The organism is Litorivita pollutaquae (genome assembly GCF_003205515.1).
Lineage (GTDB): Bacteria > Pseudomonadota > Alphaproteobacteria > Rhodobacterales > Rhodobacteraceae > Litorivita > Litorivita pollutaquae.
The window spans coordinates 25,394-47,502 of sequence record NZ_KZ826493.1; the positions used below are offsets into that span (position 1 = coordinate 25,394).

The window sequence follows — 22,109 nt, forward strand, 5'->3', positions numbered from 1 at the left end:
TATTGGAAATCCTTTATACAGACGCATAAACGCCCAAGAGCTGCCGCCTTTTTGCGGTGATGTTCGCCCAGATTTTATAAACCGGAATTGTCTTATGTCCTTCGCAAGCGATACCCCCCCTCCAACCCACGCCCTATCGCGCTATGTGGGGCCGTTTTGGCTTTTGATGGCTGTGATCGCGGCGGCGGTGTTTTTCCAAGAGGGGCTGAACGCACTTTTGGTGGCATGGCAATTGCCCGAATACAGCCACGGACCGCTTATTCCGGTCTTGTCGGGCCTGTTGTTCTTGCGCCAGTTGAAAACCGAACCCGTCCACCTTGGCGCGCAAAACGACCGCTGGCCGGGATTGCTTTTGCTTGGTGTGGCGCTGGCCTTTGGCGCTTTGGGAAAATTGGCCCAGATCGATGATATCACCGCCTATGCCACCATTCTTTGGGTTGGTGCGGTTTTGTTGATTTCCTTTGGCTGGCAACAGGGCAAACATTTTTGGCCGCCGGTTTTGCACCTTGTCTACATGCTGCCCTTGCCCGGCGTGCTGTACTATAAACTTTCGACATTTTTGCAGGCGGTCTCTTCGGAACTTGGCGTGTGGTTCTTGCATGTCCTGGGTGTGACGGTCTTCCTTGAAGGCAATATCATCGATCTGGGCGTCTATAAATTGCATGTGGCCGAGGCTTGCTCTGGCCTGCGCTATCTCTTCCCGATCCTGTCCTTCTCCTACATCTTTGCCGTCCTCTATCAGGGGCCGATGTGGCATAAGGCGGTGCTGTTGATTTCTGCGGCGCCGATCACCGTGTTCATGAACTCGGTGCGCATTGCGTTGGCCGGGGTCATTGTCGAACGCTGGGGCCCGGAACATGTCGAAGGGTTTTCGCATTTCTTCGAGGGCTGGGTGATTTTCATGGCCTGCGTGGTGATCTTGTTCCTGCTGGCGTGGTTGATGTTGTTTATCCATCCTGACAAGCCCAGCCTGCCCGAAGCATTGGATTTGGACACCGATGGGTTGTTGACGCAATTGACGCGGCTGCGCCTGGTCCAGCCATCGCGCGCGCTGATCCTTGGCACCTTGATGGTGACCGCTGCGGCTGCGGCATGGTATATGCGCCCCGCCGTCGAGATCGTCCAACCATCGCGCGAACCCTTTGCCCTCTTCCCGCGGCAAATGGGGGAGTGGAAAGCCGGACCGCCCAAACCCGCCCTGAGTGCTGCGGTGGAACAGGTTCTGGGCGCGGATGACTATCATTCGATTGACTTCTCGAGCCCCAAAGAGGCCGCGAAGGTCGAATTTTTCTCTGCCTTCTATAAGGACCAAACCAAAGGCGGCACCCATTCTCCGGAAATCTGCCTGCCTTCGGCAGGGTGGGAAATCGCATGGCTCGAGCGGGTCGATATCGCCCCCGAGGTCGGGTTCGATGCCCCCTATATGATCAACCGCGCGGTGATCCAAAAAGGCACCAGCCGGATGTTGGCCTACTACTGGTTCGAACAACATGGCCGCCACGTCGCATGGGATTTCGCCGCGAAATTCTACCTGCTTTATGACGGGATCGCTTTGGGCCGTACCGATGGGGCGCTGGTCCGGTTGATCACGCCGATTGTGCGCGGCGAAACCGAAGAAGAGGCCGAAGTGCGGCTCAAGAAAATGTTCAAAGAAACGGTGCAGGTGTTGCCGCGGTTTGTACCCAATTGAGCCACGATAGAGACGAAAGAGCAAAACCATGAGCGTGACCGATCACGGGCTCGAGACATTTGACGGGGTGTTTGTGTGCGGCGCGATGCGCTCTGGCACGACGATGTTCCGCCTGATGCTGGACACCCACGGGCAGATCGCCAATCCTGGCGAGGTGGATTTCCTGTTCGATTTCTTGCGCCCTGATCCGTCGCATCCAACGGGGTGGCGTTATGATCTCGACGCGCTGCAGGTCGACCGGATTTTCCGCTCCAAAAAATTGCAGATCCGCCAAGGCCTTGAGGGCCTTGATTTGCTCGCGGATTTTCTGGCCCAGTTTCAGGCCCGCACGCCGGATAAAATTCTCAGCTTCAATCTGCATCACAACCTGGCCCGTGCGGTGCGGATTTTGCCCGCCGCAAAGATGATCCATATGCTGCGTGATCCGCGCGATGTGGCGCGCTCTTCGGTGCCGATGGGATGGGCGGCGCGGCCCTATTACGGGATCGATCATTGGATCGCGACAGAGACAAGTTGGCAGCAGGCCGAGACACTGGCCGATCCGGCGCGGGTGCATACCCTGCGCTACGAGACCCTGTTTCGAGATATGGACCGCGAATTGAAAGCTGTCTGCGGCTTTATTGGCGTGGACTATAATCCGGCAATGTTGACCTATCACGAGCGCAGCAGCTACGCGCCGCCCGATCCCAAATTGGTCGAGCAATGGCGTCATAAATGCTCTGATTACGATATCGCCTTGGTCGAGGGTAAAGCGGGCGATTTGATGCGCGCGTGCGGCTATGCGCCGACGGGGGCGGGTCATGTGCCACGCGGGGTTGAGGCGCTGAAATTGAAGGTCGAGCAAAAGCTCTACCTGTGGCGCTTCGGGATGAAACGCTATGGCCGCACATTGTTCTGGAGCGAAAAGCTCAGCCGTCTGTTCAAGCTGCGCGGGGCAAACACGCGGATCCGGCTGCGGATGAATGACATCCATCAGGCGCAATTGAAATAGGCGCATGACCTTGGCGCGGGCCGAAACCTTGGCGGATTCCGGCCCAAAGCGCCCTTAGCTACGGTTATAAATATCCTCGTAGCGCTCGATATCATCCTCGCCAAAATAGCTGCCGGTTTGCACTTCGATCAAATACATCGGCACCTTGCCGGGATTGGCCATGCGGTGTTTGGTGCCAAGCGGAATGTAGACGGATTGGTTTTCCGACACCAATTTGACCTCTTCGCCAATGGTCACTTCGGCGGTGCCCGCGACGACGATCCAATGTTCCGAGCGGTGCACATGCGATTGCAGCGATAGAATACCGCCCGGTTTCACCATGATGCGTTTGACTTGAAACCGCGTGTCGAGGCACAGCGTTTCATACCAGCCCCACGGGCGGTGATAGCGCGGGTATTCATCGGCCTGTTTGACGCCCTTTTTGCGCAGGGCATCGACGGCTTTTTTCACATCCTGCAAGCGGTCCTTGGAGGCGATCAAAACCGCATCACGGGTGGCCACGGCGACAATGCCCTCAAGGCCGACACCCACCATATGGATATTGGCCTCTTCCGAGCGCAGGTAGCTGTCGGTGCTGTCGATCACCGTGACGGCGCCATGGGTGGTCACGTCTTTGCCGGGATCACAAAGCGCATCCCAGCTGCCCAAATCATTCCAACCGCACTCCATCGGCACGGCGGCCACGTCTTGGGCCTTTTCCATCACCGCATAATCGAAAGAGATCGCGCGGGCCTCGTTCCACGGGGCAGGGTCCAAACGGAAAAAGCCCAAATCATCGCTGCCGCCTGTGATTGCGGCGCGGCAGGGCGCGATCAAATCGGGCGCGTGCAATTCGAAGGCGGCGATCAAATCCGACACAGTCGCCAAGAACAGACCCGCATTCCACAAATGCCGCCCCGACGCGAGGAACGTTTCGGCGGTGGTCAGGTCGGGTTTTTCACGAAAACTCTCAAGAGGTCGCGCGCCTTCGCCGCCTGCTTCGGACAATTCCAAATACCCATAGCCGGTTTCGGGCCGTGTCGGTGGAATACCAAAGGTGACCAATGTGCCGCCGCGGGCGGCCTTTGCGCCTTTGGCAACGGCATCCAAAAAGGCGGGCACATCGGTGATGACGTGGTCCGACGGCGCGATCAAAATCTGTGCATCGGGGGTGTCTTCGCACAGGAGGGCGGCGGTCAAAACGGCGGCGGCGGTGTCGCGCGGGCTGGGTTCGATCACCACGCGCGCATCCATCAATCCGGTTGCGGCGGCTTGGTCCGTGGCAATGAAGCGAAATTCGTCGCCGGTCAAAACCAGGGGCGCGGCAAAGCCTTCGGCGGCAAAGCGGCGCAGGGTGGATTGAAACAGGCTCTCGTCCGAGACCAGTGGCAAGAATTGCTTGGGGTAAGATTTGCGCGACAGCGGCCACAGGCGGGTGCCCGAGCCGCCACAAAGAATGGCGGGAATGATCATTTAATAGGTCCTGCGTGTCAAAAACGTCTGGGGCAGTGCTCTTTGAACAAAAAGGTTTTTACGTGGCGAGTAAAGCGGTTCTATCTCTGAATATGGACTGTCCCGCCGCCGCGCCGTAAGTGCAGGGTTTTTGCCACAGCCGCCCCGTGGTATCGCAAACCCACCGGCTCGAGCGGTTTTGTTTTAGATTTGAAACCACTAGACTCTTTTGCCACGGGCCCTTTGACACGGGTTTTTTACACGCCCCTTTTAGACGGGCTTTTGACGCAGACTATCGGAAAAATGACCCCCATGCAGGCGACTGCCTCTCAAGACCCCGCCGCCCCGGCCAGCACGCTCTTTATGGGGATCGAGTTCACGGTCGATACACCCGCCGATTGGCGCGCGCGGATTTTGTCCTTCGGGCGCGGCGCGTTTGCCTATGTGGTCACGCCAAATGTGGACCATGTGGTGCAGCTCAATAAACACCCTGAATTGCGCGGCATTTATACCGGCGCCGATTGGTTGATGTGCGACAGCCGGATTTTGAACCGTCTGGCACGGATGAGCGGTTTGGATTTGCGGCCCTATCCGGGATCGGATCTGACCCGTGATCTTTTGGAAGACGCGGGCGCGCGCGGCAAAGAGATTGCGGTGATCGGCCCCGATGATGCGGCCTTTGCTGATCTGGCCGCGCTTTATCCCGATCTGGCGCTCACCCATATTGCCGCGCCGATGATGACACGTGGCAGCGCCGAATGGCAGGCAACCTTAGAGGCCGCCGAGGCCGCCCGTTTCGATATTTTGCTGATCTGCATTTCCTTTCCAAAGCAAGAATATTTTGCCGCCGATCTCAAAACGCGCGGGACGGCGCGCGGCATTGCGTTGTGTGTCGGGGCCAGCGTTGATTTTCTCACCGGACGCCAAAACCGCGCGCCGCGGTTCATGCGCGACAACGGGCTTGAATGGTTGCACCGTTTGGGCAGCAACCCGCGCCGGATGTTTCGCCGTTACGTGATCGACGGGCCGCGCATTTTCCGGCTCTATCTGAAGCAAAAACCATGAGCGGAGCGGGGATGATGCCACAGCGGATCGACCTGTCAGACCATCCGGTGCACAGCGCCCCGCCCGTCGGCGCGCCGTATGTTTTGGGCCGCTGGCACAAGGATCGCGTTTCGCTCAAGGGCTATCTGCGCGAGGCGCAAATTTTCGCCAAGAGCCGCGGCAAGACCCATGACCCCAAACGCTTCATCATTCTCGGGCGGCCCCGGTCCGGCACCACGCTTTTGGTGCAACTGCTCAATCAGGTGGCAGGTATCGATTGCCGCGGCGAAGAGTTGCATTACGCGATGTGCGACCCTTCCGGATTTTTGCACAACATGGCCCGCAGCCGCAACGCCGATGTCGCCGTTTACGGCACCAAGATCATCACCTATCAGATGTTCGAAGTGCAGCGGTTGCGCGACCATCACGCCTTTTTGGCCCGTCTCGCCGACAGCGGTTTTCGCTTCATCCATATGCGCCGCAATACCTTTGATCAGTGTCTATCACTGAGTGTCGCGCAGCAGACCCAGACCTATCATTTGCAAAAGGGCAGCGCCGCAGAGACCCTCGATATTGCGGTTGAACCTGCGATCATGGAGGCGCAATTGCGCTGGAATTTGGCGATGCTCGACTATGAGGACCAGCTTCTTGCGCCTTTCGCGCCGCTGACCTTGAATTATAGCACCGCCTTCGCGCGCCCCGAACTGCATCAACCCAGCATCGATCGCATTTGCGATTGGCTTGGTCATGCGCGCGCTCCGGTCAAGGCGGCGCTCAAACGCACCTCGGCGCGCACCAATGTCACCAACCGCGCCGCATTAGAGACGCTTACGCAAGATTTGGGCATGGGGAGCGCGCTGCATGACGGATAGCCGCCTTGCCGTGATCATCCCCGCCAATAATGAAGCGGGCTATATCACGCCCTGCCTTGAGGCGCTCTTGGCGCAGATCACCTGCCCGCCGATGGTTGTGGTGGTGTCCGCCAATGCCTGCACCGATGGCACGGTGACCGAGACGCAGGCACAGACCGCGCGTTTTGCCGCCCTCGGCCACACTCTTATATGCATCGACAGCCCTGAGGGCGGAAAAACCGCCGCGTTGGACCGCGCCGAGGCGGCGCTTGTGGAGATGGGGCAGGGCGCCGCGCCGCGCGTCTATCTGGATGCCGATGTGATTTGCGACACAGATTTGTTGGGACAAGTGGCGCGGGCCTTGGCCGCCGATGCGCCGCTTTATGCAACCGGGACGCTGTGTGTCGCGCCCGCACAAAGCCGTTTTACCCGGCTTTATGCGCGCTTCTGGCAAAGCCTGCCCTTTGTCAAAGGCGGTGCGGTGGGGGCGGGGTTCTTTGCGGTGAATGCATCCGGCCGCGCCCGTTGGGGCGGTTTTCCACGCATCATCTCGGATGATACATTCGTGCGGCTGAACTTCGCGCCCCATGAGCGCATCGAAGTGCCCGCGCGGTATCACTGGCCGATGATCGAAGGTTTTGCCGCGCTGACGCGCGTGCGGCGGCGCCAGGACGCGGGCGTTACCGAATTGGCCGCGCTCTATCCCGAATTGATGGGGAATGAGGCCAAAGCGCCCCTGACCCGCGCGCATCTGTTGCGCCTTGCCGCGCGTATGCCTTTTGGCTTTGCGGCCTATATGGCGGTGCATCTGGCGGTGCGGCTCAAACCGGCAGGCAAGGATTGGAGCCGTGGCCGATGATGTGCCTGACACCTCGCACCCTAAGGATGTGCCTATGACCCTGACCGACCCGCTTTTCGCCCAAACCCGCATCAGCACGCCGCAAACCGACAATGCGCCGGTGATTGTGGTGGGCATGCCGCGCTCTGGTTCGTCCTTCTTGAGCCATGTCTTGTCGCAGATCGGCGATTGGTACGTGTTTGACGATCTTTATATCCAAGACAAAGCCTATGAGATTGGCCTGTCTGATCATCAAACCCCGAGCGCGGAACAGTTGGAGACATTGCTGCACTTCATGGGGTGGCAAATCCGCGCGCGGTTGCGCCACACCACCTATGCCATCCCGAAGATGCGCGAAGACGAGGTGGATGCAATGAACGATGCGCTGCGCGCCTGCTTTTCAGGGCAAGACTACACTTGGCTTGAATTGCAAAAAGAATGGATGATGCGGCTCGCCGCGCGGTCAGGGTCGGCGCAATGGGGCTATAAAATGCCCAAAGCCTTTCGCAACCTGCCCGCTTTGCGCGCGGCCTATCCAGAGGCCCGTATCGTCTATTTGCTGCGCCAACCCCATGAGGTGCTGCGCTCGTATAAATTCATCCCCGAAACTTCCGAAGATGGGCATCCGGGGCGGTACCATCCGCTGTTCTATGCGCTCTATTGGCGCGTGGCGGCCAAAAGCTATCGCACCGAAGCGGCGAGAGGGGCAGGCGACGTGACATTGGTGCGGTTCCACGACCTGACCCGCGACAGCCAAGAGACGGCCAAAGGATTGGCGGCGTTTTTGGGTGAGGATCTGGACAGCGAGATCACCAAACCCGAACGGCCCAATTCATCCTTCTCCGATCAGGGACCCAAACAGGACCTGACGGGATTGGAATACTGGCTGATCAGCCGGCTTTGCGGTGCGCAGATCGACGCGCTGGGGTTCGAACAGCGCCGCAAACCGGTGCGGGTTGGGGATTTTGCCGATGTCCTGCGCGTCACGGGGCGGTTCATCATGTTCAAAATCCGAAACCGGAAGAAAATTTAGGGCGGCGCATGCGGGCGTCGGTATTTTTAGGGGAGGGGCGCGTTTTGGTGAAATCGTAAAAAGCCACATATCACAGTCTATTTGTGGCGTTTTAGGCGTTTTTTGGGCTGATTTAGGCCATATTCCGCGCATTTGGCAACAGGAGGCGTATTTTCAAAGGCTTTGTTGCGGCATACGGAGATGCTTTGAATATATTCGTCGTTAATACGCATTCTTTTGCCTCATATCGGGCCCACGATCTCCCCATTCATGAAGGATTTTAGCAGGTGACAGAAACACAATTGATCACGCTTGGATCGCCTTCTTTCATAGTGAGCTGCTTGCGCTCTGTACGAATGATGATCCTGTCTTGCTGTATTGGGATGGTACTGATGACAACGCAAACGACTGCCGGAACTGGAAATGACAACCCCACGCTTGCCTTTAACTTGAGCGGTATCGCGAGCTGGAACAGCGCGCAACCTTTCCTTGATTTGATGAAGACCATGTATCCTTGGGTCGCATCGAGCCAAGAACAGTGGGGCGCGGTTCGCAACGAGGAACTCTTGGAAAGCGGGCTTTTCGACGATGACGGTTGGCCGACGGAAATTCCTGACGGATTGTGGGTTCAGACGACCTTTGGTTGGACCAATACCAGCACAGCAGACGCGGCTCTTGCCGAGCAACGCAGCGGTGTTTACGTCCTCGATTATGAAGGAACGGGCACAATTACTCTGAGCGGGGATGCAACGATCCTAAGCGAAGAAGATGGCAAAATCGTTTTTGAAAACACATCGGGCAATTCCTTCTCGCTCAAAATCATGGAAACCGACCTCTCGGGTTCGGGTGATTACATCCGTGATATCTCGATCGTCCCACAAGAATCCTATGACCTTTACCAAGCCGGTGCGACCTTCAACCCCGATTGGATTGAATTGATCGGGGATGCGCGCCAAATCCGTTTTATGAACTGGATGCAGACCAACAATTCCGAGGTCACATCTTGGGATGATGCACCCGATGCCGCTGAGCGCGGTTTTACCAATATCGCTTCGGTTGAAGACATGGTGCAACTCGCCAACGAGGTCGGAGCCGATCCGTGGTTCAACATGCCGCATTTGGCAGACGACGATTACATCCGTCAATTCGCCACCTATGTGCGTGACAATCTTGATCCATCTTTGGAAATTCGCATTGAATATTCCAACGAAATCTGGAACTTGGCTTTTGATCAGTCGCGTTGGTTGAAAGACCAGAGCATTGAGGAATGGGGCTCTGATCTGCGCTTTGAATATTACACCAAGATGTCGGTGAATATGGTGCAAATCTGGAACGAGGTGTTCGGGGATGAAGCCGAAGACCGCCTTGTCCCCGTCTTGGGCACGCAAACTGCTAATGCTTGGGTAACAGAGCAGATGCTCACCGCCTCGACTTGGGCTGAAATGGAGCCTGATGCTTGGGTTAATCCGACAACATTGTTTGATGAGATCGCCATCACAAATTACTTTGGCGGTGCCACGGCGCGGGTCGCAGAAATGCGCAGCGAACTTCTCGATGTTCTTAATGATCGCTCGGTTGATGCGACCGATTGGTTGTTCAACAAACTGCTTGATCCAGAATATCAAGGCTCGATTCCCTTCACGGTTCAAAGTTGGCAGGCGCAAAAGGATTTGGCCGAGGCAACGGGCCTTGATCTTGTCGCCTATGAGGGCGGCCAACACGTACAGCACAGCTTTGCCGTTCAAGGCATGAGCGATGCCGACTTGACACAGTTGACGGAATTCTTGGCTGGCTTTGTGCGCAGTGAAGAGATGGCCGAACTCTATCAGGTTTTATGGGACGCATGGACCGATATCGCCGATGGAGCCTTCATGCAGTTCACCGAAGCGTCAGTCGCAAACAAATGGGGATCTTGGGGCCTCTATGCCAGCTTGCTGGATGAGAACCCCCGCGCAGACCTTCTTGAAGAGTTGAACGAGGTGACCGAAGCTTGGTGGGATGGCGCCGAAGCGGGCGACCAGTATTTGCAAGGGATTGTGGTGCAAGGCACCGATGCGAGCGAAGTGATTGTTGGCACGGCGCAGGAAGATTACCTCACCGGTGGCCGCGGCAATGATGTGTTTATTGCCGGAGCGGGCGATGACGGGATGAATGGCGGCGATGGTCATGATACTGTGCGTCTTTCGGGCACGATTGGCGAGTACGCGTTGAGCGAACATGGCGATGGGTACCTTCTCGAAGGAACCGACGGGACGGATTACCTGTTTGATATCGAAGCGCTTGAGTTTGAAGTCGGTGGAATTTGGGAATTGGCCGATGGTGTTTTCGGTTTCGCAGATCCCACGCTGGGCATCGAGGAAGGTTCGGTGAACACACCTCATACGACCGTTGCGGCCATGATGCCGATGCGGGCCAAACCCAGCGACCTTCAAGCACAAGACATGGTTGATGCCTCGGAGATGGAACAAGGCATGCAGATTTCGCGCATCAATCCGTATTCCGCGCTTGGCCAATCGTTGGGGGATGCTGTTGGAGAAACCTATTTTTTCGCAGAGCGTGACGCGACGATTGACATCAACGGCGAGAGTATTGGCCTGTCCTATTGGTCGATCAACATGGACCTGACCGATAAAAACGGAGATAGAATCACCGGAGATGCACAGCAGACTGCAGAGCTTTTGGGTGATCTCATCGAAGGGGCGCAAACGATTTTCGGCTCGGACCACGACGACGCCATCTACATCGCCGATAGCGGCGCACAGGTCTATGGCGGAGAAGGGAACGACAAGCTGGTCGGGAGTGTCGGAGACGACATGATATCTGGTGACGACGGGGATGATTATATCGTCGGCGGTAGTGGCAATAATATGCTGATCGGTGGCCTTGGCCGCGATACATTTGTCGTCGGAAACGGACAGGATGAAATCCTCGACTTCACCGCAGAAGACCGGATCCGGTTCGGAGATTTCTTTGGCGGCGAAGAGAATGTTGCCGATTATGCGGTCGCCACAGATACAGGGCTCGAATTTAGAAACGGTGATGACAGCTTCATGCTCGTGGGCTTGGGGACGGCCGATCTGGATTGGATTTTCTGATCCGCCGCGACGGATCGCTGCGTGGGCCGGCCCTACTCATGCCCATATCATTTGGCTCTATGCCTTGGTGCGCTTGTCTATTCTCTATATCTTGACGAAGCGCACCATAGCGCCCCCATAGGGCGCCAGTGATCAACCATAAAGGCGGCACCAGAGAAGAGTTTGGGAGTAAGTCGATCAGCCCTGCGGTCAGAACAAGCACAAGACCAATATCATAGCTGCTAGGATTCAGTTGTGTGCGACGCAGCATTAAGCGGATCGGGATCAGGCATAGCAAACCGAACACGCATAAGTAGCCGATCCAACCATGGTTGCCGAAGAAAATAATCCAAGTGCCGTCGGTGACAGAGAGATCTTTTCCGGTCTCGGCGTCATAGACCCGTGCTCGTCCCCATGCCCCCCAACCTGCTATTGGCTTTTGCGCCGCGCGGTCCAGCAACACGTTCTCCTGCTCAAATCGGAAATTCAAAGACTGGGCGCGCTCGGGGCTCACTTTTGCCGCCCACTCCACCAAAGTGGTGGTTGGCACAACGTCGATCGCCCGCGCCATGGGATAAAACAACACCACGGCGCTGATGGTTGCAGCGAAGAGCAACTTCATTCTTTGCGGCATCAAAAACACCGCACCGAGCATCAAAATGGTGATACCTGTCGCGCCAAGGTTCTTTGACACCAAAAGGGTTAATAACAAGAACCCCGTCGCCAGCCCCCAGAGCATCCGCGCCCGCGATGTTTCCTCCAGCCGCATCAGCGAGGCTGCGGCCAGAACCGCAAAGCTCAGGTAAATTCCAATACGCAACCCATGGGCCAAAAAAACGATGGGGCGAAAACCACCCGCGCGCATATGCTGCGCGAATGAATGCGGGAAAAACCCATAAATCCATGTGTTGAGTTGCGGGGCCATCCGGACTTCGAAGAGCACAAGGCAGGCATAGGCAACGCCGGTCAACGCGAGCATCCGCAAAAGCGTTCGGCTCGCCTCCGGGCGGCGTAAGTACCGCCAACCAATCCAAAACGGCAATAGCATGATGACAAAATTCAACATCATTGCAGGCATGTCATAGGGCCGGATCGCAGGCAGCCGCAAAGGCCCGTACGTCAATCCGCTACGGTTGGTTAGAAAGGTAATGATGGTACTGAACAGTAATATCCCAATGATCAGATAGACGAGTTTGCCGTTGGGGGCTTTTGTCACCGGCATCGAGCTTGGGGGTGTAACTGAGCGCGCGCTGGGGGTGGCCTTGCGATGCGTGGTTTGTGCACTGCGTTGTTGGGGAGCCGCACGTGAGGGCGCGGCACGGCGGCCCAAAGGGGTTCTGTCTTCTTTTGTTTCAGCCCCGACGCTCACAACCGGCGCGCCGCGCCGTATGGCCAACCGGCGTTCGGTTTTCATCTTGAGCGCGGCAAAAATCAGCGCACAGATCGCGGGCATGCTTTTTTTGTCGATCGTGGGCAGAACGGGCAGGTTCACGCCGGTTTTTTCGGGTAAAAATAGATAGCCGATCAGGACCGTGAGAACCGCCGCCTGCATCAAAGTGAAACGGCGGAACAGAAAGGCCGCGACCAACGGGAACCCGAAGAGGGCAATATATGCAATGGCATTAGGCATCAGGGGCTTATGAGTGACACTATTGGGTTTTATTAAAAGATACGCGTACCCCTCTCATAGCATTCCCAAACCGGATATGCGAAACTAAAGCCACATTTTCCGCCAAAGATATGCGTATTGCCCGCGCCGCCTGCTGTGACAGAATAGATAGATCAAAGCTGACCATGACCGAGGTTGAATCCCCCCCCGCCGCGCCGCTGGATCTGGTGGTGTCGATCATCAATTTCCGCACCGCCCAAATGACCATCGATTGCGTGCAATCGGTGCTGGATGATATCGGCGATCTACGCGCCCATGTGGTGATTGTCGAAAACGGATCGGGCGATGGCTCTGATGTGGTTTTGACCGATTGGCTGACCGCCGCGCGCGCCGAAAATCCCGACATCCCCGTCAGCCTGGTTGTCTCGGCCGAGAACACCGGATTTTCCGGCGGGCATAATCAAGGCATACGCGCGATGAAAGCGCGGTTCTATTTCGTGCTCAATTCCGACGCTGTGGTACACAAGGGGTGCCTTGCTGCGCTTTTGGCCGATGCCGAGGCCCATCCCGAAACGGGTCTGTTTGCCGCCCGTCTCGAATATGACGATGGCACGCGGCAGATCAGTTGTTTTCGCTTCCCCACCCCCGGCTCTGAAATGATCCGCGGGGCGCAAAGCGGGCCGGTGACACGGCTACTCAAACGCTATGATATTCCGCTCGATATGCCCCCTGCGCAGGAACAAATCGAATGGGCCAGCTTTGCCGCGATCATGCTGCGCGGCGAGATGATCGACGCGATCGGCTTGATGGACGAAGGCTATTTTCTCTATTTTGAGGACACCGAATATTGTCTGCGCGCGCGCCGCGCCGGATGGGGCACCCGTTACGTTGAAGGCGCCCGTGCGATCCATTTTCGCGGTGGCAGCGCCCCTGTTAAATCCTTGGCCAAAGCGCGCAAACGCCTGCCCGCTTATTACTATGCCTCGCGCACGCGGTTGATGTATCAATCCCATGGGCGCATTGGTCTCTTGGCTGCCAACCTCGCATGGTATCTGGGCACGGGGCTGACCTATGCGCGGCTCTTGCTGACCCGCAAGGTCAACACGTTGCCCGTTGAACGCGAAATGCGCGATATCTGGACCAACTTCATGCGCCCCCTTGGCGACAGGCGGGCCCCGAAATGAGCAAAGCCAACCCTGATTTCATCCTGATCGGTGCGATGAAATGCGGCACGACGACTTTGGCGGCGCAGCTTGGCGCACAAAGCGGCATCTTCATCACCACACCAAAAGAGCCGAATTTCTTTTCCGATGATGCCGTTTATGCGCGCGGTGCGGATTGGTATGGTGCGCTTTATAAGGACGCGCGCGCCGGTGATTTGACCGGCGAAGCCAGCACGCATTACACCAAATTGCCCACCCACCCAGAGACGATTGCGCGTTTGCAATCTGCGGGGATTGCGCCGCGATTGATCTATATGATCCGCGACCCTTTGGACCGGCTGATCTCTCACTACATCCACGAATGGACGCAAGGCGTGATCGCTTGCCCGCTGGAGGAGGCACTCGAAAAGCACCCGGAGCTATGCGCTTATAGCCGTTATGGCGAACAGATCGCACCGTGGTGCGATGCCTTTGGTGCACAGAATATCCTTGTGATGACAATGGAAGAAATGAAGCGCGATCCGCAAAGCGTTTTGGACAAAGCCGCCGCGCATTTGGGGCAGGCGGGGCTGACATGGCGCGATGATTTGCAGCAGATGAATGTCTCGGCGGAACGCATCCGCCGCTTGCCGCTGCACGGGGTGATTTTCGACAATCCGGTGGCCACATGGCTGCGCCGCGCGCTGGTCCCGCAATCGGTGCGCGACCGTCTCAAAGCAGGACGGCAAATGCAGGAACGCCCAAAGTTGAACCCCGAGGACCGCGCCCGCCTGACCGCCAGTTTTCGCGCCGATCAATCCCGCCTCAAGGCGCTGTTCCCGGACAATGACAGCCTTGATATGGCCTATGAAAAATGCGCGCCCTAAGCGCACCGGACGGAGCCGATACCCGATATGAGCACTGCCCCTGTTTGCGATTTCTTTATCATCGGTGCGGCTAAGGCTGGCACCACCAGCTTGCATGCGCGGTTGCAGGCGCATCCGGACCTGTTCCTGACCGAGCCAAAAGAGCCGGAGTTTTTCGCCCGCGATGATCGTTATGAGGCGGGTATCGACAGTTATGCCGCCCTATTTACCGACGCAAAACCGGGCCAATTGCGCGGCGACGCTTCGACGCTCTACAGCCTTGCGCCGCTGTTTCCCAAAACGGCCGAGCGTATCAAGACCCACTGCCCCGAGGCCAAATTCATCTACATGCTGCGCGAGCCGGTGAACCGCGCGGTCGATCACAACCGCACCGTTGCGCAGTCTCAACAAATACGCGGCCTGATGCGCCGCCTTGGGCCGGTGGCCGCGCTGCGCCATCTGGTGCCGAACGGGTTGCGGCAAAAGCTGCGGGCGCGGGCCTTGGCGCGGATGCCGCAAGGCACCGCCAAAACCCATGTGCCGCAGCCGATGCGCCCCCAGACAGCCGCGAAATTGGCGGAAGAATTCTACGCCGATTTTGACCGGCTCGAAACCTTGACCGGGTTGGATCTCAAAACCGCATGGGGCAGAGGCGCCAATGGATAATACCGTATACATCGCCGCCATTGCCATTGGCCGTAACGAGGGCAAACGCTTGCGTACCTGCCTTGTTTCCTTGGGACAAGCGGCGCGGGTGATCTATGTGGACAGCGGATCAACCGATGGATCGCCCGCCTTGGCGCGTGAGCTTGGCGCCGAAGTTGTGGATCTCGACATGAGCCAGCCGTTCACCGCAGCCCGTGCCCGCAACACCGGATTGGAGGCCCTGCGCGCCGCCGGCACACGGCCCGAGTTTGTGATTTTCATTGACGGAGATTGTGAATTGCAGCCGGGGTTTGTCGCAGAGGCCTTGGCCAAGATGCAAGCCGAACCGCGCGCGGCCGTGGTCTGCGGGCGCCGCCGCGAACGCCATCCCGATGCCTCGGTCTATAACGCGCAATGCGACCGCGAATGGGACACGCCCGTGGGCGAGGCCCTTGCTTGCGGCGGTGATGCCTTGATGCGGATGGCCGCGCTCGATGAGGTCGGCGGATATGATCCCGGCCTGATCGCAGGCGAAGAGCCGGAGATGTGCGTGCGGCTGCGCGGGCGCGGTTGGAGCATTTGGCGCATTGATGCCGAGATGACGTTGCATGATGCGGCCATGACCACCTTCGGGCAATTTTGGAAACGCACGCGGCGGGCAGGCCATGCCTTTGCCGAGGGAGCCTATATGCACGGGGCCGCGCCTGAATATCATTTCGTGGCTGAAACCAAACGCGCGGCGGCATGGGGGTTGGCCTTGCCGGTGGTGATTGTCTTGCTGCTTTTGACGGCGCCGGCGTTGGGGATCTTGGCCCTGTTGCTTTATCCTGTGCAGATCGCCCGTTTGGCGCGCCGTGCGGGCGGGGATCGCGCCGCATGGCAGAACGCCGCGCTGCTGACGGTGGGCAAACTGGCCGAGGGCCAAGGCGTCGCCGAGTTCCACCTGCGCCGTCTTTTGGGCCGCCGCGCGGGCCTGATCGAATATAAGTGAGACCGTCATGAGCGCGCCTAAACCGCAAAAGTCTCTTGGTCGCCGCGCCGCCACAGCAGGCGGTTGGAACCTGATCTGGGTGGTGGGAGAGAACGCGCTGCGGCTCGGGTCGAACCTGATCATGACGCGCATTTTGCTGCCCGAAGCCTTCTCGCTGATGATGATCGTGATGACGGTTTTGACGGCGCTAAACCTGCTTACCGATATTGGTATTCGCACATCAATCACCCGCGAGCCGGATGGGGATGATCCCTATTTCATGCGCGTGGCATGGAGCGTGAAGCTGCGCCGGGGTGTCGGTATTGCGCTCTTGGTGCTGTGCTGCGCTGTACTTTTGGGGCTTGTCGCGCCGCATGTGGCCCGTGCGGGCACGGTCTATGCCGATCCTCGGCTGCCTTGGCTTTTGGCCTTGGCCGCATTGGCCCCCTTGCTGCAAGGGATTGAATCCACATCGCGCGAATTGGTCAATCGGCAGATGCGTTTTGCGCGATTCGTGAGCAGTATGCTGGTCTCGCGCGCTCTGTCGATCGCGGTGATGATCGGATGCGCGCAGCTGTCGCCAACGGTCTGGGCTTTGCTGCTCGGGGCGCTGTCTATGAATGTGATGCAGACCCTCGCATCGCATGTGATCTATGACGGACCACGGATGAAATTCCTGCGCGATACCGAAATTGAAGCACGGCTTTGGACCTTTGGAAAATTCATCATTGGAGCCTCGGCCTTGCAATTGCTTGGCCTTTATAGCGACCGCTTTTTTCTTGGGGCGCTCATGTCGACGGTAGCCTTTGGGTATTTCGCGGTGGCAATGATCTGGATCGATGCAGGGCGCATGGTGGTTCAGCGGTTGGGTAATTTTGTTGGTTTGGCAACGCTTGCCGAGGTGCGCCGCACAGCCGCGCACCGTCTCCCCAAAGTATTCATGCGGGTACAGTTTGCGATCGACGCCATATGCCTCTTGGCTTTTACGGGCTGTATTACCCTTGGCCCCGCTTTTCTTGATCTGCTTTACCCTGAACGTTTCGCGGCCGTAGGGGAATATCTGCGGTTTTTGGGGTTGGTTTTTCTGAGTATGCGCTTTGTCCCTTTGGGGACGCTTTTGATGATCGACGGCCAAAGCAAAGCCATGATGATTAACAGCGGTCTGCGCGCATTGGGGGCGTTGGTTTTGATCCCCGCAGGCTATGCCAGCTTTGGGGTCAAAGGCGCGTTGATTGGCTCTGCCCTCGCGCCGCTGTTCGGTGCGGCCTACCTGTTGGTCAAGGTTCGGCCCTTGGTGACGCGGTTCTCTCTGATCCTCGGATGGGTCTGGATTCTGGGCATCTTGCTGATCGCGGCGATCGTAGCGCGGTATATGAGCCTGCCAACGGGATAGCTTTGTAAAAACGGCCCCGAAGTGCGCTTCGGGGCCGTTCAGAAGAGATTTGATTTTTAGGCGCCTATGCCAACCCGACAATCCCCGTCGCCGTGGTGCCGGTGGCATGAATGCGGATGGCGCGGACCGGAAACGGAATGCCGGCGGCCACAAAGACATCGCCCACATCGCCCGCCACGGTTTGCACCCGAACAATACCGGCGGCCGCCACATTGATGGCGCGGGTCGCGGTGGCCAGATCGGCGCCATCATCCGGCGTGACGGCAAACACGCGGCTTGCGGGACTTTGCAGGCTGGCTTGATGGTTTTCGAAGATATCGGACATCGGGGCGGGCTCCTTAAAGGTTTGGCCGCGCGTCATGAACCACGCGGCTGCGTCTTAGATTTGGCCCCGAAAATAGGCCGCAAGAGGTTAAGTGTTCTGACCCCCACCGCGCGGTGGCCGGATCAAAGTTGGCCCTCCCGCCGGGACTATGCGCCCTCGGGCAGGGGGAAGATCTGATCATAGGTCCAATTAAACACGAAGGCATAGATCAGGTAGAAAACCACAAAGGCCAGATCCATCACAAATGCCTGCCACACTCCGATCCCCAAATAATAGGAAAACATCGGAAGCGTCATCACCAACAGTCCGCATTCAAAGAGCAGGGCATGTAAAATTCTTATGCCGAATGTTTTGTGAACACGGCCTCTCAAACGTTTCACCGCGCGATCAAAATACAAATTGTAGACGTAATTCCAAAGCGTTGCGATGGTTGCCCCGAAGATGGCGACAACGCCGATATCCGCCAGACCCATGCCGAACCCCATCGCCCCAAGCGGGATGACAAGCAGCAGTCCGATGATTTCAAAGCTGATAGCGTGGCGGATCCGGTCGTGGGTTTTTCGCATGGGGTGAGCCCGTCATAAGACCGGGCCGTCCCGGAAGAGTACCCGATAGGGGGAGGTCGTCCTCACAAGAAGATCCTATAGGAATTGCAACCGGATGAACACGCCGCCTGAGCCATGCGTGCCGCAGGGTTTATCCCGCATTGCCGCCCGCCGCAGGGGCTGGCTGGATCCTAGTAATAGCCGTAGCCGTAATTCGCCCCGTAAACGCCGCGCGCATAATTACATTTGTTGAGCACCACCCCCATCACATTGGTGCTTTCGGCGACTTGGCGTTCCACCACATCGATTTGCGCGATAGAGGTTTTCTCGGCCTCGACAATAATCAGGGCGGCGTCGACCTGATGCAAGAATCCGAAACTGTCGTCGGCGCCGTGCAAAGGCGGCATATCGAAGAGCATCAGATCCGGGGCATAGGCCTCTTCGATCTGTTCAAGCACTTCAATGGTCTGACGGCTTTGCAACAATTCCGACGATTGCGTCACCGCCCGATTGTTGAGACCAAAGGCAAGATTGCTGCCAAGGCGTCGGGCGTGGTCGGCAAACTCCACCTGGCCGCGGATCACATCAGCCATGTTATGCGCAGAAGCCTGCCCCAGAACATGGCCCAAAGCCGGGCGGCGTAAATCGAAATCCAATGTGATGGTGCTAAAATCATCCTGACGACCCAGGGCAAAGGACAGGTTCGCCGCCGTGGTGGTTTTTCCCGCCGAGGCATTGGGCGACACCACGGCCACGCGGCGCCAGCCTTGCTCGCGGATCTGCTGCATCACGCGGGTGCGCAGCAAATCATACGGCGCCGCTTCCGGTCCGCCGCTCACGGCCAGAACCCGATTGCGCGCCAGAGCCTGCTCATCCACATCCAGGGCGGTCAATGCCTCCCATGCGGCCTCTTTGCTATGGGGCGCGCCCGATGCTGCGGCCGGGCGCGCCGCGCGGACACCAGAGCCTTGCCGGTTGGCGCGGGCCTTTTCTAAAGCGATCTGCAAACGTTCCATCGTCACTATCTCCTATGCGGGCCTGTTGCCGTGGGGCTTAGCCGCGAAAGCCGACTTTATCCATGATCCGGTCGGCGATCAGATCGAGAGGTTTGTAATAGGTATGCACCGCATAAAGCATCGCCGGGATCAAAGCACAGACCAGAAGGATCGCCATGATCAACCGCATCCGGCGCATGGCTTTTTGTTTGCGGGTGCGCAGATAGGGGATGGTCACGATCGGGGTGATCCCGAGTTTATTGACCAGATCTTCGGGCCGGCGCACCGAGGTGTTCAACAGCTCCAGCAAAAAGATCAACGCGCCGCCCGCGCCAAGGCCCGCCGCAACCCCCATCGCCGACAAAAGCAGCCGGTTGGGTTTGGTTGGTTGGCTCGGCACGGCAGGTTGTTCGATCACGGTGACACGTTGGCCCCGCGACAGGGTTTCGATCCGCTCGCCGGTGGAAGCTTTGGCCAAACGTGCGACCGCGCCGTTATATTGCCCCTGCACGTTATCGTAATCGCGCTGAAGCGCAGCAAGGGCGATGGCATTGGCCGGGGTCCGCGACAGCCCGTCGGTGATTTTTTCCAATTCGGCGGTGATCGCGGTTTTCTGCTCTTCGAGCAAAGCCATGCGCGTGTCGATTTCGCCGACCTGTAAATCGAACATGGCACGGGCCGGATCGACCTCTTCGGCCGCGCCGCTGCCATCTTCGGCGGACGGGGCGTCCTGCTTGGCCCGCAGGGTGTCTTCCAACTGGCTGATCCGCGCGATCAGGAGCTTCACGGTCGGGTGCTGTTCGGAAAAGACCAAACGCGCCTCGGCGAGATCTTCTTTCAGCTCTTCGAGCTTGACCTCTTCGGTCGAGCGCAGATCACGGGTCGTCGTGTCCAATCGCCCCGTGGCTTTATACATCTGTTCCAGACGCAGCCGCTGTTCGCGCAAGTTGGTGATTTCGCGGTCCAACTGCAATTGCCGTTCCTGCAGGCTCGATTGCTGGCTGCGCAGGTAGTTCTGGTTTTCTGGCAGCGCATCGGCGTTTTCGCTTTTGAACTTCAGGATCCTTGTCGACTGGATATCCAGCTCCGCGCCCAAACGCGTCACTTCTTGTTGGAAAAAGTCCTGAGTCTGGCTGGCCCGGTCCGAACGGAATTGCGCATCTTCTTGCAAGATCATCGTCAGATATTCGTTGAGCACAGCCGCCGCCTTTTGCGCCTGCGAGGCTTCGAACGTCATGGTCATCAAGGTGGCTTTGTTGCGCCCCGAAGAGCTTTTGATCTTGGTGCGCGCCCGCATGGCATCGACGATTTCGTCGGGGTTCATGTCTTCCTGACCATCGAGCACATTCAAACGTTTGGCGATATCGAGCAGGTTATTACGGGTCAAAAGCCGCGTCTCGAACAATTGCAATTGCTCTTCGGGGGGCAATTGCACCGTGCTTTCGGCCAGATCCCCGGGGATCTGCGAGCTTTCCACCACCAACCGTGTCTGGCTGACATAGGCAGGCGGCAAGGTCATCGCTGCTGTGATGGTAAAACCCGCAATCAGCCCCGCCACAATCAAAGCCAGCGGCAGACGGCGCAGAACGATCGAAAGGTAATAGTGTATCGTGGTCATCAGCTGTCTTCCTTCACATCGCGCACGGCCCCAAAGAAGACGCCGTCGTCGAGCACGCTTTTGATTGTGGCCTCATTGACCTCACGGGTTTCCGCGCTCCACGCATAGAGCATCGACAGATCGCATAATTGATTGACCAGACGCGGCACCCCGTCGGTATGGTCATAGACCATCGCGGCGGCCTCCGGGGTAAACTCTTCGCCGGTGCCGCCTGCGGTGCGCAGACGGTGGGCGATATATTCAGCCACGGTGGGGCCGTCCATTTCACCCAAGTGGAAACTGGCCGCAACGCGTTGCGCCAATTGACGCATTTCGGGTTTGCGGACGATATCACGCAATTCGGGTTGGCCAACGAGGATCAATTGCACCAACTCGTCCTTGTTGGCGTTGACATTGGTCAGCATGCGAATTTCTTCAAGCCCCTCGACCGACAGGTTTTGCGCCTCGTCGATGATCAGCACCACGCGCCGACCGGCCGCATATTCCGCAACCAGAAAATCCTGAAAGGTCTGGAACATCTTCACATATTCCAGACCTGCGGATTCGATCCCGAAAGCATTGAGCACCCATTGCAGCAATTCGCCGCGCCCGCCCTGGGCATTGGAAATCAGACCGACGGTCAATCCCTCTTCGAGCCGCGCCAGCAAGGCCTGCAAAAGCGTGGTCTTGCCGGAACCGACTTCGCCGGTGATCAAAGTGATCGGAGCCCGCGACAGGATGCCGAACTCCAACACCGAAAAGGCGCGTTGGTGTTGTTTGGACCAATACAAAAAACTGGGATCGGGCAAGAGGGTAAATGGACGTTCGGCGAGGCCAAAAAAATCCGCATACATTGCTTCGGTTGCCATACGTCAAAAAGCCTGTTCCTAGGGGCCGGAAATAACCCGCCTGTTGCGTCTATATATACGGGCAGGACGGTTTGGAATAAAGCCCAAGCCCGGAGCAAGGGGCGGAAAAGGCACCGGATTTCATCTGCATATGCCGCGCTGCGGAAAAAATCCGCCGCTTACGCATAGATTGTTGCCCAAGTGGCAATCGCACCGCTGTCGCGCAGCGGCAACTTGCCCCGC

At 57.8% G+C, this 22,109-nt stretch carries 19 protein-coding genes; 12 read left to right on the top strand and 7 right to left on the bottom strand.

What is annotated here, in order from left to right:
- The first annotated feature begins 94 nt into the window (after positions 1-94).
- Together xrtD and DI396_RS15535 are read left to right on the top strand one after the other, a co-directional pair.
- Positions 95-1,690 carry a VPLPA-CTERM-specific exosortase XrtD gene (gene xrtD / locus DI396_RS15530; protein ID WP_110797252.1) on the top strand — a complete coding sequence of 532 codons (1,596 nt, stop codon included), beginning with the start codon at positions 95-97 and terminating at the stop codon, positions 1,688-1,690.
- Between the two features lie 28 nt (positions 1,691-1,718).
- Positions 1,719-2,681, top strand: coding sequence for a sulfotransferase family protein (locus DI396_RS15535; RefSeq protein WP_110797254.1), 963 nt, complete (start codon positions 1,719-1,721; stop codon positions 2,679-2,681).
- Positions 2,682-2,735: 54 nt separating this feature from the next.
- Here the strand turns inward: DI396_RS15535 and DI396_RS15540 are convergent, their stop codons facing one another.
- Positions 2,736-4,133 carry a mannose-1-phosphate guanylyltransferase/mannose-6-phosphate isomerase gene (locus DI396_RS15540; protein ID WP_110797256.1) on the bottom strand — a complete coding sequence of 466 codons (1,398 nt, stop codon included), beginning with the start codon at positions 4,131-4,133 and terminating at the stop codon, positions 2,736-2,738.
- A 291-nt stretch (positions 4,134-4,424) separates the two neighbouring features.
- On the opposite strand from DI396_RS15540, the gene DI396_RS15545 reads away from it, so the two are divergent.
- The 5 genes from DI396_RS15545 to DI396_RS15565 all read left to right on the top strand — a co-directional run bounded on the left by DI396_RS15545 (position 4,425) and on the right by DI396_RS15565 (position 10,952).
- Positions 4,425-5,177, top strand: a complete 753-nt coding sequence (locus tag DI396_RS15545; protein WP_162617250.1) for a WecB/TagA/CpsF family glycosyltransferase — start codon at positions 4,425-4,427, stop codon at positions 5,175-5,177.
- Positions 5,174-6,028, top strand: coding sequence for a sulfotransferase family protein (locus tag DI396_RS15550; protein WP_110797258.1), 855 nt, complete (start codon positions 5,174-5,176; stop codon positions 6,026-6,028). The genes DI396_RS15545 and DI396_RS15550 overlap by 4 nt, the downstream gene beginning before the upstream one ends.
- The gene (locus DI396_RS15555) at positions 6,018-6,866 is read left to right on the top strand and encodes a glycosyltransferase family 2 protein (protein ID WP_110797260.1); all 849 of its coding nucleotides are present in this window, start codon (positions 6,018-6,020) and stop codon (positions 6,864-6,866) included. The genes DI396_RS15550 and DI396_RS15555 overlap by 11 nt, the downstream gene beginning before the upstream one ends.
- Before the next feature lie 34 nt (positions 6,867-6,900).
- Positions 6,901-7,878 carry a sulfotransferase family protein gene (locus tag DI396_RS15560; protein ID WP_162617251.1) on the top strand — a complete coding sequence of 326 codons (978 nt, stop codon included), beginning with the start codon at positions 6,901-6,903 and terminating at the stop codon, positions 7,876-7,878.
- A 371-nt stretch (positions 7,879-8,249) separates the two neighbouring features.
- Positions 8,250-10,952, top strand: a complete 2,703-nt coding sequence (locus tag DI396_RS15565; RefSeq protein ID WP_162617252.1) for a calcium-binding protein — start codon at positions 8,250-8,252, stop codon at positions 10,950-10,952.
- Here the strand turns inward: DI396_RS15565 and DI396_RS15570 are convergent.
- Positions 10,906-12,561, bottom strand: coding sequence for a hypothetical protein (locus DI396_RS15570; RefSeq protein ID WP_110797266.1), 1,656 nt, complete (start codon positions 12,559-12,561; stop codon positions 10,906-10,908). The genes DI396_RS15565 and DI396_RS15570 overlap by 47 nt on opposite strands.
- A gap of 164 nt (positions 12,562-12,725) precedes the next feature.
- Between DI396_RS15570 and DI396_RS15575 the strand changes: the two genes are divergently transcribed.
- The 5 genes from DI396_RS15575 to DI396_RS15595 are packed head-to-tail and all read left to right on the top strand — an operon-like array spanning position 12,726 to position 17,556.
- Positions 12,726-13,724: a glycosyltransferase family 2 protein gene (locus DI396_RS15575; RefSeq protein WP_110797268.1), complete on the top strand. Its 999-nt coding sequence runs from the start codon at positions 12,726-12,728 to the stop codon at positions 13,722-13,724.
- Positions 13,721-14,569, top strand: coding sequence for a sulfotransferase family protein (locus tag DI396_RS15580; protein ID WP_110797270.1), 849 nt, complete (start codon positions 13,721-13,723; stop codon positions 14,567-14,569). Before DI396_RS15575 ends, DI396_RS15580 begins: the two co-directional genes overlap by 4 nt.
- Before the next feature lie 27 nt (positions 14,570-14,596).
- Complete coding sequence (locus DI396_RS15585; RefSeq protein WP_110797272.1) at positions 14,597-15,214, top strand: sulfotransferase family protein; 618 nt, start codon at positions 14,597-14,599, stop codon at positions 15,212-15,214.
- Positions 15,207-16,184, top strand: coding sequence for a glycosyltransferase family 2 protein (locus DI396_RS15590; protein WP_110797274.1), 978 nt, complete (start codon positions 15,207-15,209; stop codon positions 16,182-16,184). The genes DI396_RS15585 and DI396_RS15590 overlap by 8 nt, the downstream gene beginning before the upstream one ends.
- 7 nt (positions 16,185-16,191) lie before the next feature.
- Positions 16,192-17,556 (top strand): oligosaccharide flippase family protein, encoded by a 1,365-nt coding sequence (locus DI396_RS15595; RefSeq protein ID WP_110797275.1) that lies wholly within the window; start codon positions 16,192-16,194, stop codon positions 17,554-17,556.
- Between the two features lie 64 nt (positions 17,557-17,620).
- Here the strand turns inward: DI396_RS15595 and DI396_RS15600 are convergent, their stop codons facing one another.
- The 5 genes from DI396_RS15600 to DI396_RS15620 form a co-directional block, all read right to left on the bottom strand.
- Complete coding sequence (locus tag DI396_RS15600; RefSeq protein ID WP_110797298.1) at positions 17,621-17,881, bottom strand: spike base protein, RCAP_Rcc01079 family; 261 nt, start codon at positions 17,879-17,881, stop codon at positions 17,621-17,623.
- A gap of 146 nt (positions 17,882-18,027) precedes the next feature.
- Positions 18,028-18,447 (bottom strand): PACE efflux transporter, encoded by a 420-nt coding sequence (locus tag DI396_RS15605; protein WP_110797277.1) that lies wholly within the window; start codon positions 18,445-18,447, stop codon positions 18,028-18,030.
- A 170-nt stretch (positions 18,448-18,617) separates the two neighbouring features.
- Positions 18,618-19,442 (bottom strand): CpsD/CapB family tyrosine-protein kinase, encoded by an 825-nt coding sequence (locus DI396_RS15610; RefSeq protein ID WP_110797279.1) that lies wholly within the window; start codon positions 19,440-19,442, stop codon positions 18,618-18,620.
- A 37-nt stretch (positions 19,443-19,479) separates the two neighbouring features.
- Positions 19,480-21,039 (bottom strand): GumC family protein, encoded by a 1,560-nt coding sequence (locus tag DI396_RS15615; protein ID WP_110797280.1) that lies wholly within the window; start codon positions 21,037-21,039, stop codon positions 19,480-19,482.
- Positions 21,039-21,887, bottom strand: coding sequence for an ExeA family protein (locus DI396_RS15620; protein WP_110797282.1), 849 nt, complete (start codon positions 21,885-21,887; stop codon positions 21,039-21,041). Before DI396_RS15620 ends, DI396_RS15615 begins: the two co-directional genes overlap by 1 nt.
- Between the last annotated feature and the right edge of the window lie 222 nt (positions 21,888-22,109).

Excerpts from the sequence above, each read along its gene's own strand:
- xrtD (WP_110797252.1), top strand. The coding sequence starts at position 95 with ATGTCCTTCGCAAGCGATACCCCCCCTCCAACCCACGCCCTATCGCGC.
- DI396_RS15535 (WP_110797254.1), top strand. The coding sequence starts at position 1,719 with ATGAGCGTGACCGATCACGGGCTCGAGACATTTGACGGGGTGTTTGTG.
- DI396_RS15540 (WP_110797256.1), bottom strand. The coding sequence starts at position 4,133 with ATGATCATTCCCGCCATTCTTTGTGGCGGCTCGGGCACCCGCCTGTGG.
- DI396_RS15545 (WP_162617250.1), top strand. The coding sequence starts at position 4,425 with ATGCAGGCGACTGCCTCTCAAGACCCCGCCGCCCCGGCCAGCACGCTC.
- DI396_RS15550 (WP_110797258.1), top strand. The coding sequence starts at position 5,174 with ATGAGCGGAGCGGGGATGATGCCACAGCGGATCGACCTGTCAGACCAT.
- DI396_RS15555 (WP_110797260.1), top strand. The coding sequence starts at position 6,018 with ATGACGGATAGCCGCCTTGCCGTGATCATCCCCGCCAATAATGAAGCG.
- DI396_RS15560 (WP_162617251.1), top strand. The coding sequence starts at position 6,901 with ATGACCCTGACCGACCCGCTTTTCGCCCAAACCCGCATCAGCACGCCG.
- DI396_RS15565 (WP_162617252.1), top strand. The coding sequence starts at position 8,250 with ATGACAACGCAAACGACTGCCGGAACTGGAAATGACAACCCCACGCTT.
- DI396_RS15570 (WP_110797266.1), bottom strand. The coding sequence starts at position 12,561 with ATGCCTAATGCCATTGCATATATTGCCCTCTTCGGGTTCCCGTTGGTC.
- DI396_RS15575 (WP_110797268.1), top strand. The coding sequence starts at position 12,726 with ATGACCGAGGTTGAATCCCCCCCCGCCGCGCCGCTGGATCTGGTGGTG.
- DI396_RS15580 (WP_110797270.1), top strand. The coding sequence starts at position 13,721 with ATGAGCAAAGCCAACCCTGATTTCATCCTGATCGGTGCGATGAAATGC.
- DI396_RS15585 (WP_110797272.1), top strand. The coding sequence starts at position 14,597 with ATGAGCACTGCCCCTGTTTGCGATTTCTTTATCATCGGTGCGGCTAAG.
- DI396_RS15590 (WP_110797274.1), top strand. The coding sequence starts at position 15,207 with ATGGATAATACCGTATACATCGCCGCCATTGCCATTGGCCGTAACGAG.
- DI396_RS15595 (WP_110797275.1), top strand. The coding sequence starts at position 16,192 with ATGAGCGCGCCTAAACCGCAAAAGTCTCTTGGTCGCCGCGCCGCCACA.
- DI396_RS15600 (WP_110797298.1), bottom strand. The coding sequence starts at position 17,881 with ATGTCCGATATCTTCGAAAACCATCAAGCCAGCCTGCAAAGTCCCGCA.
- DI396_RS15605 (WP_110797277.1), bottom strand. The coding sequence starts at position 18,447 with ATGCGAAAAACCCACGACCGGATCCGCCACGCTATCAGCTTTGAAATC.
- DI396_RS15610 (WP_110797279.1), bottom strand. The coding sequence starts at position 19,442 with ATGGAACGTTTGCAGATCGCTTTAGAAAAGGCCCGCGCCAACCGGCAA.
- DI396_RS15615 (WP_110797280.1), bottom strand. The coding sequence starts at position 21,039 with ATGACCACGATACACTATTACCTTTCGATCGTTCTGCGCCGTCTGCCG.
- DI396_RS15620 (WP_110797282.1), bottom strand. The coding sequence starts at position 21,887 with ATGGCAACCGAAGCAATGTATGCGGATTTTTTTGGCCTCGCCGAACGT.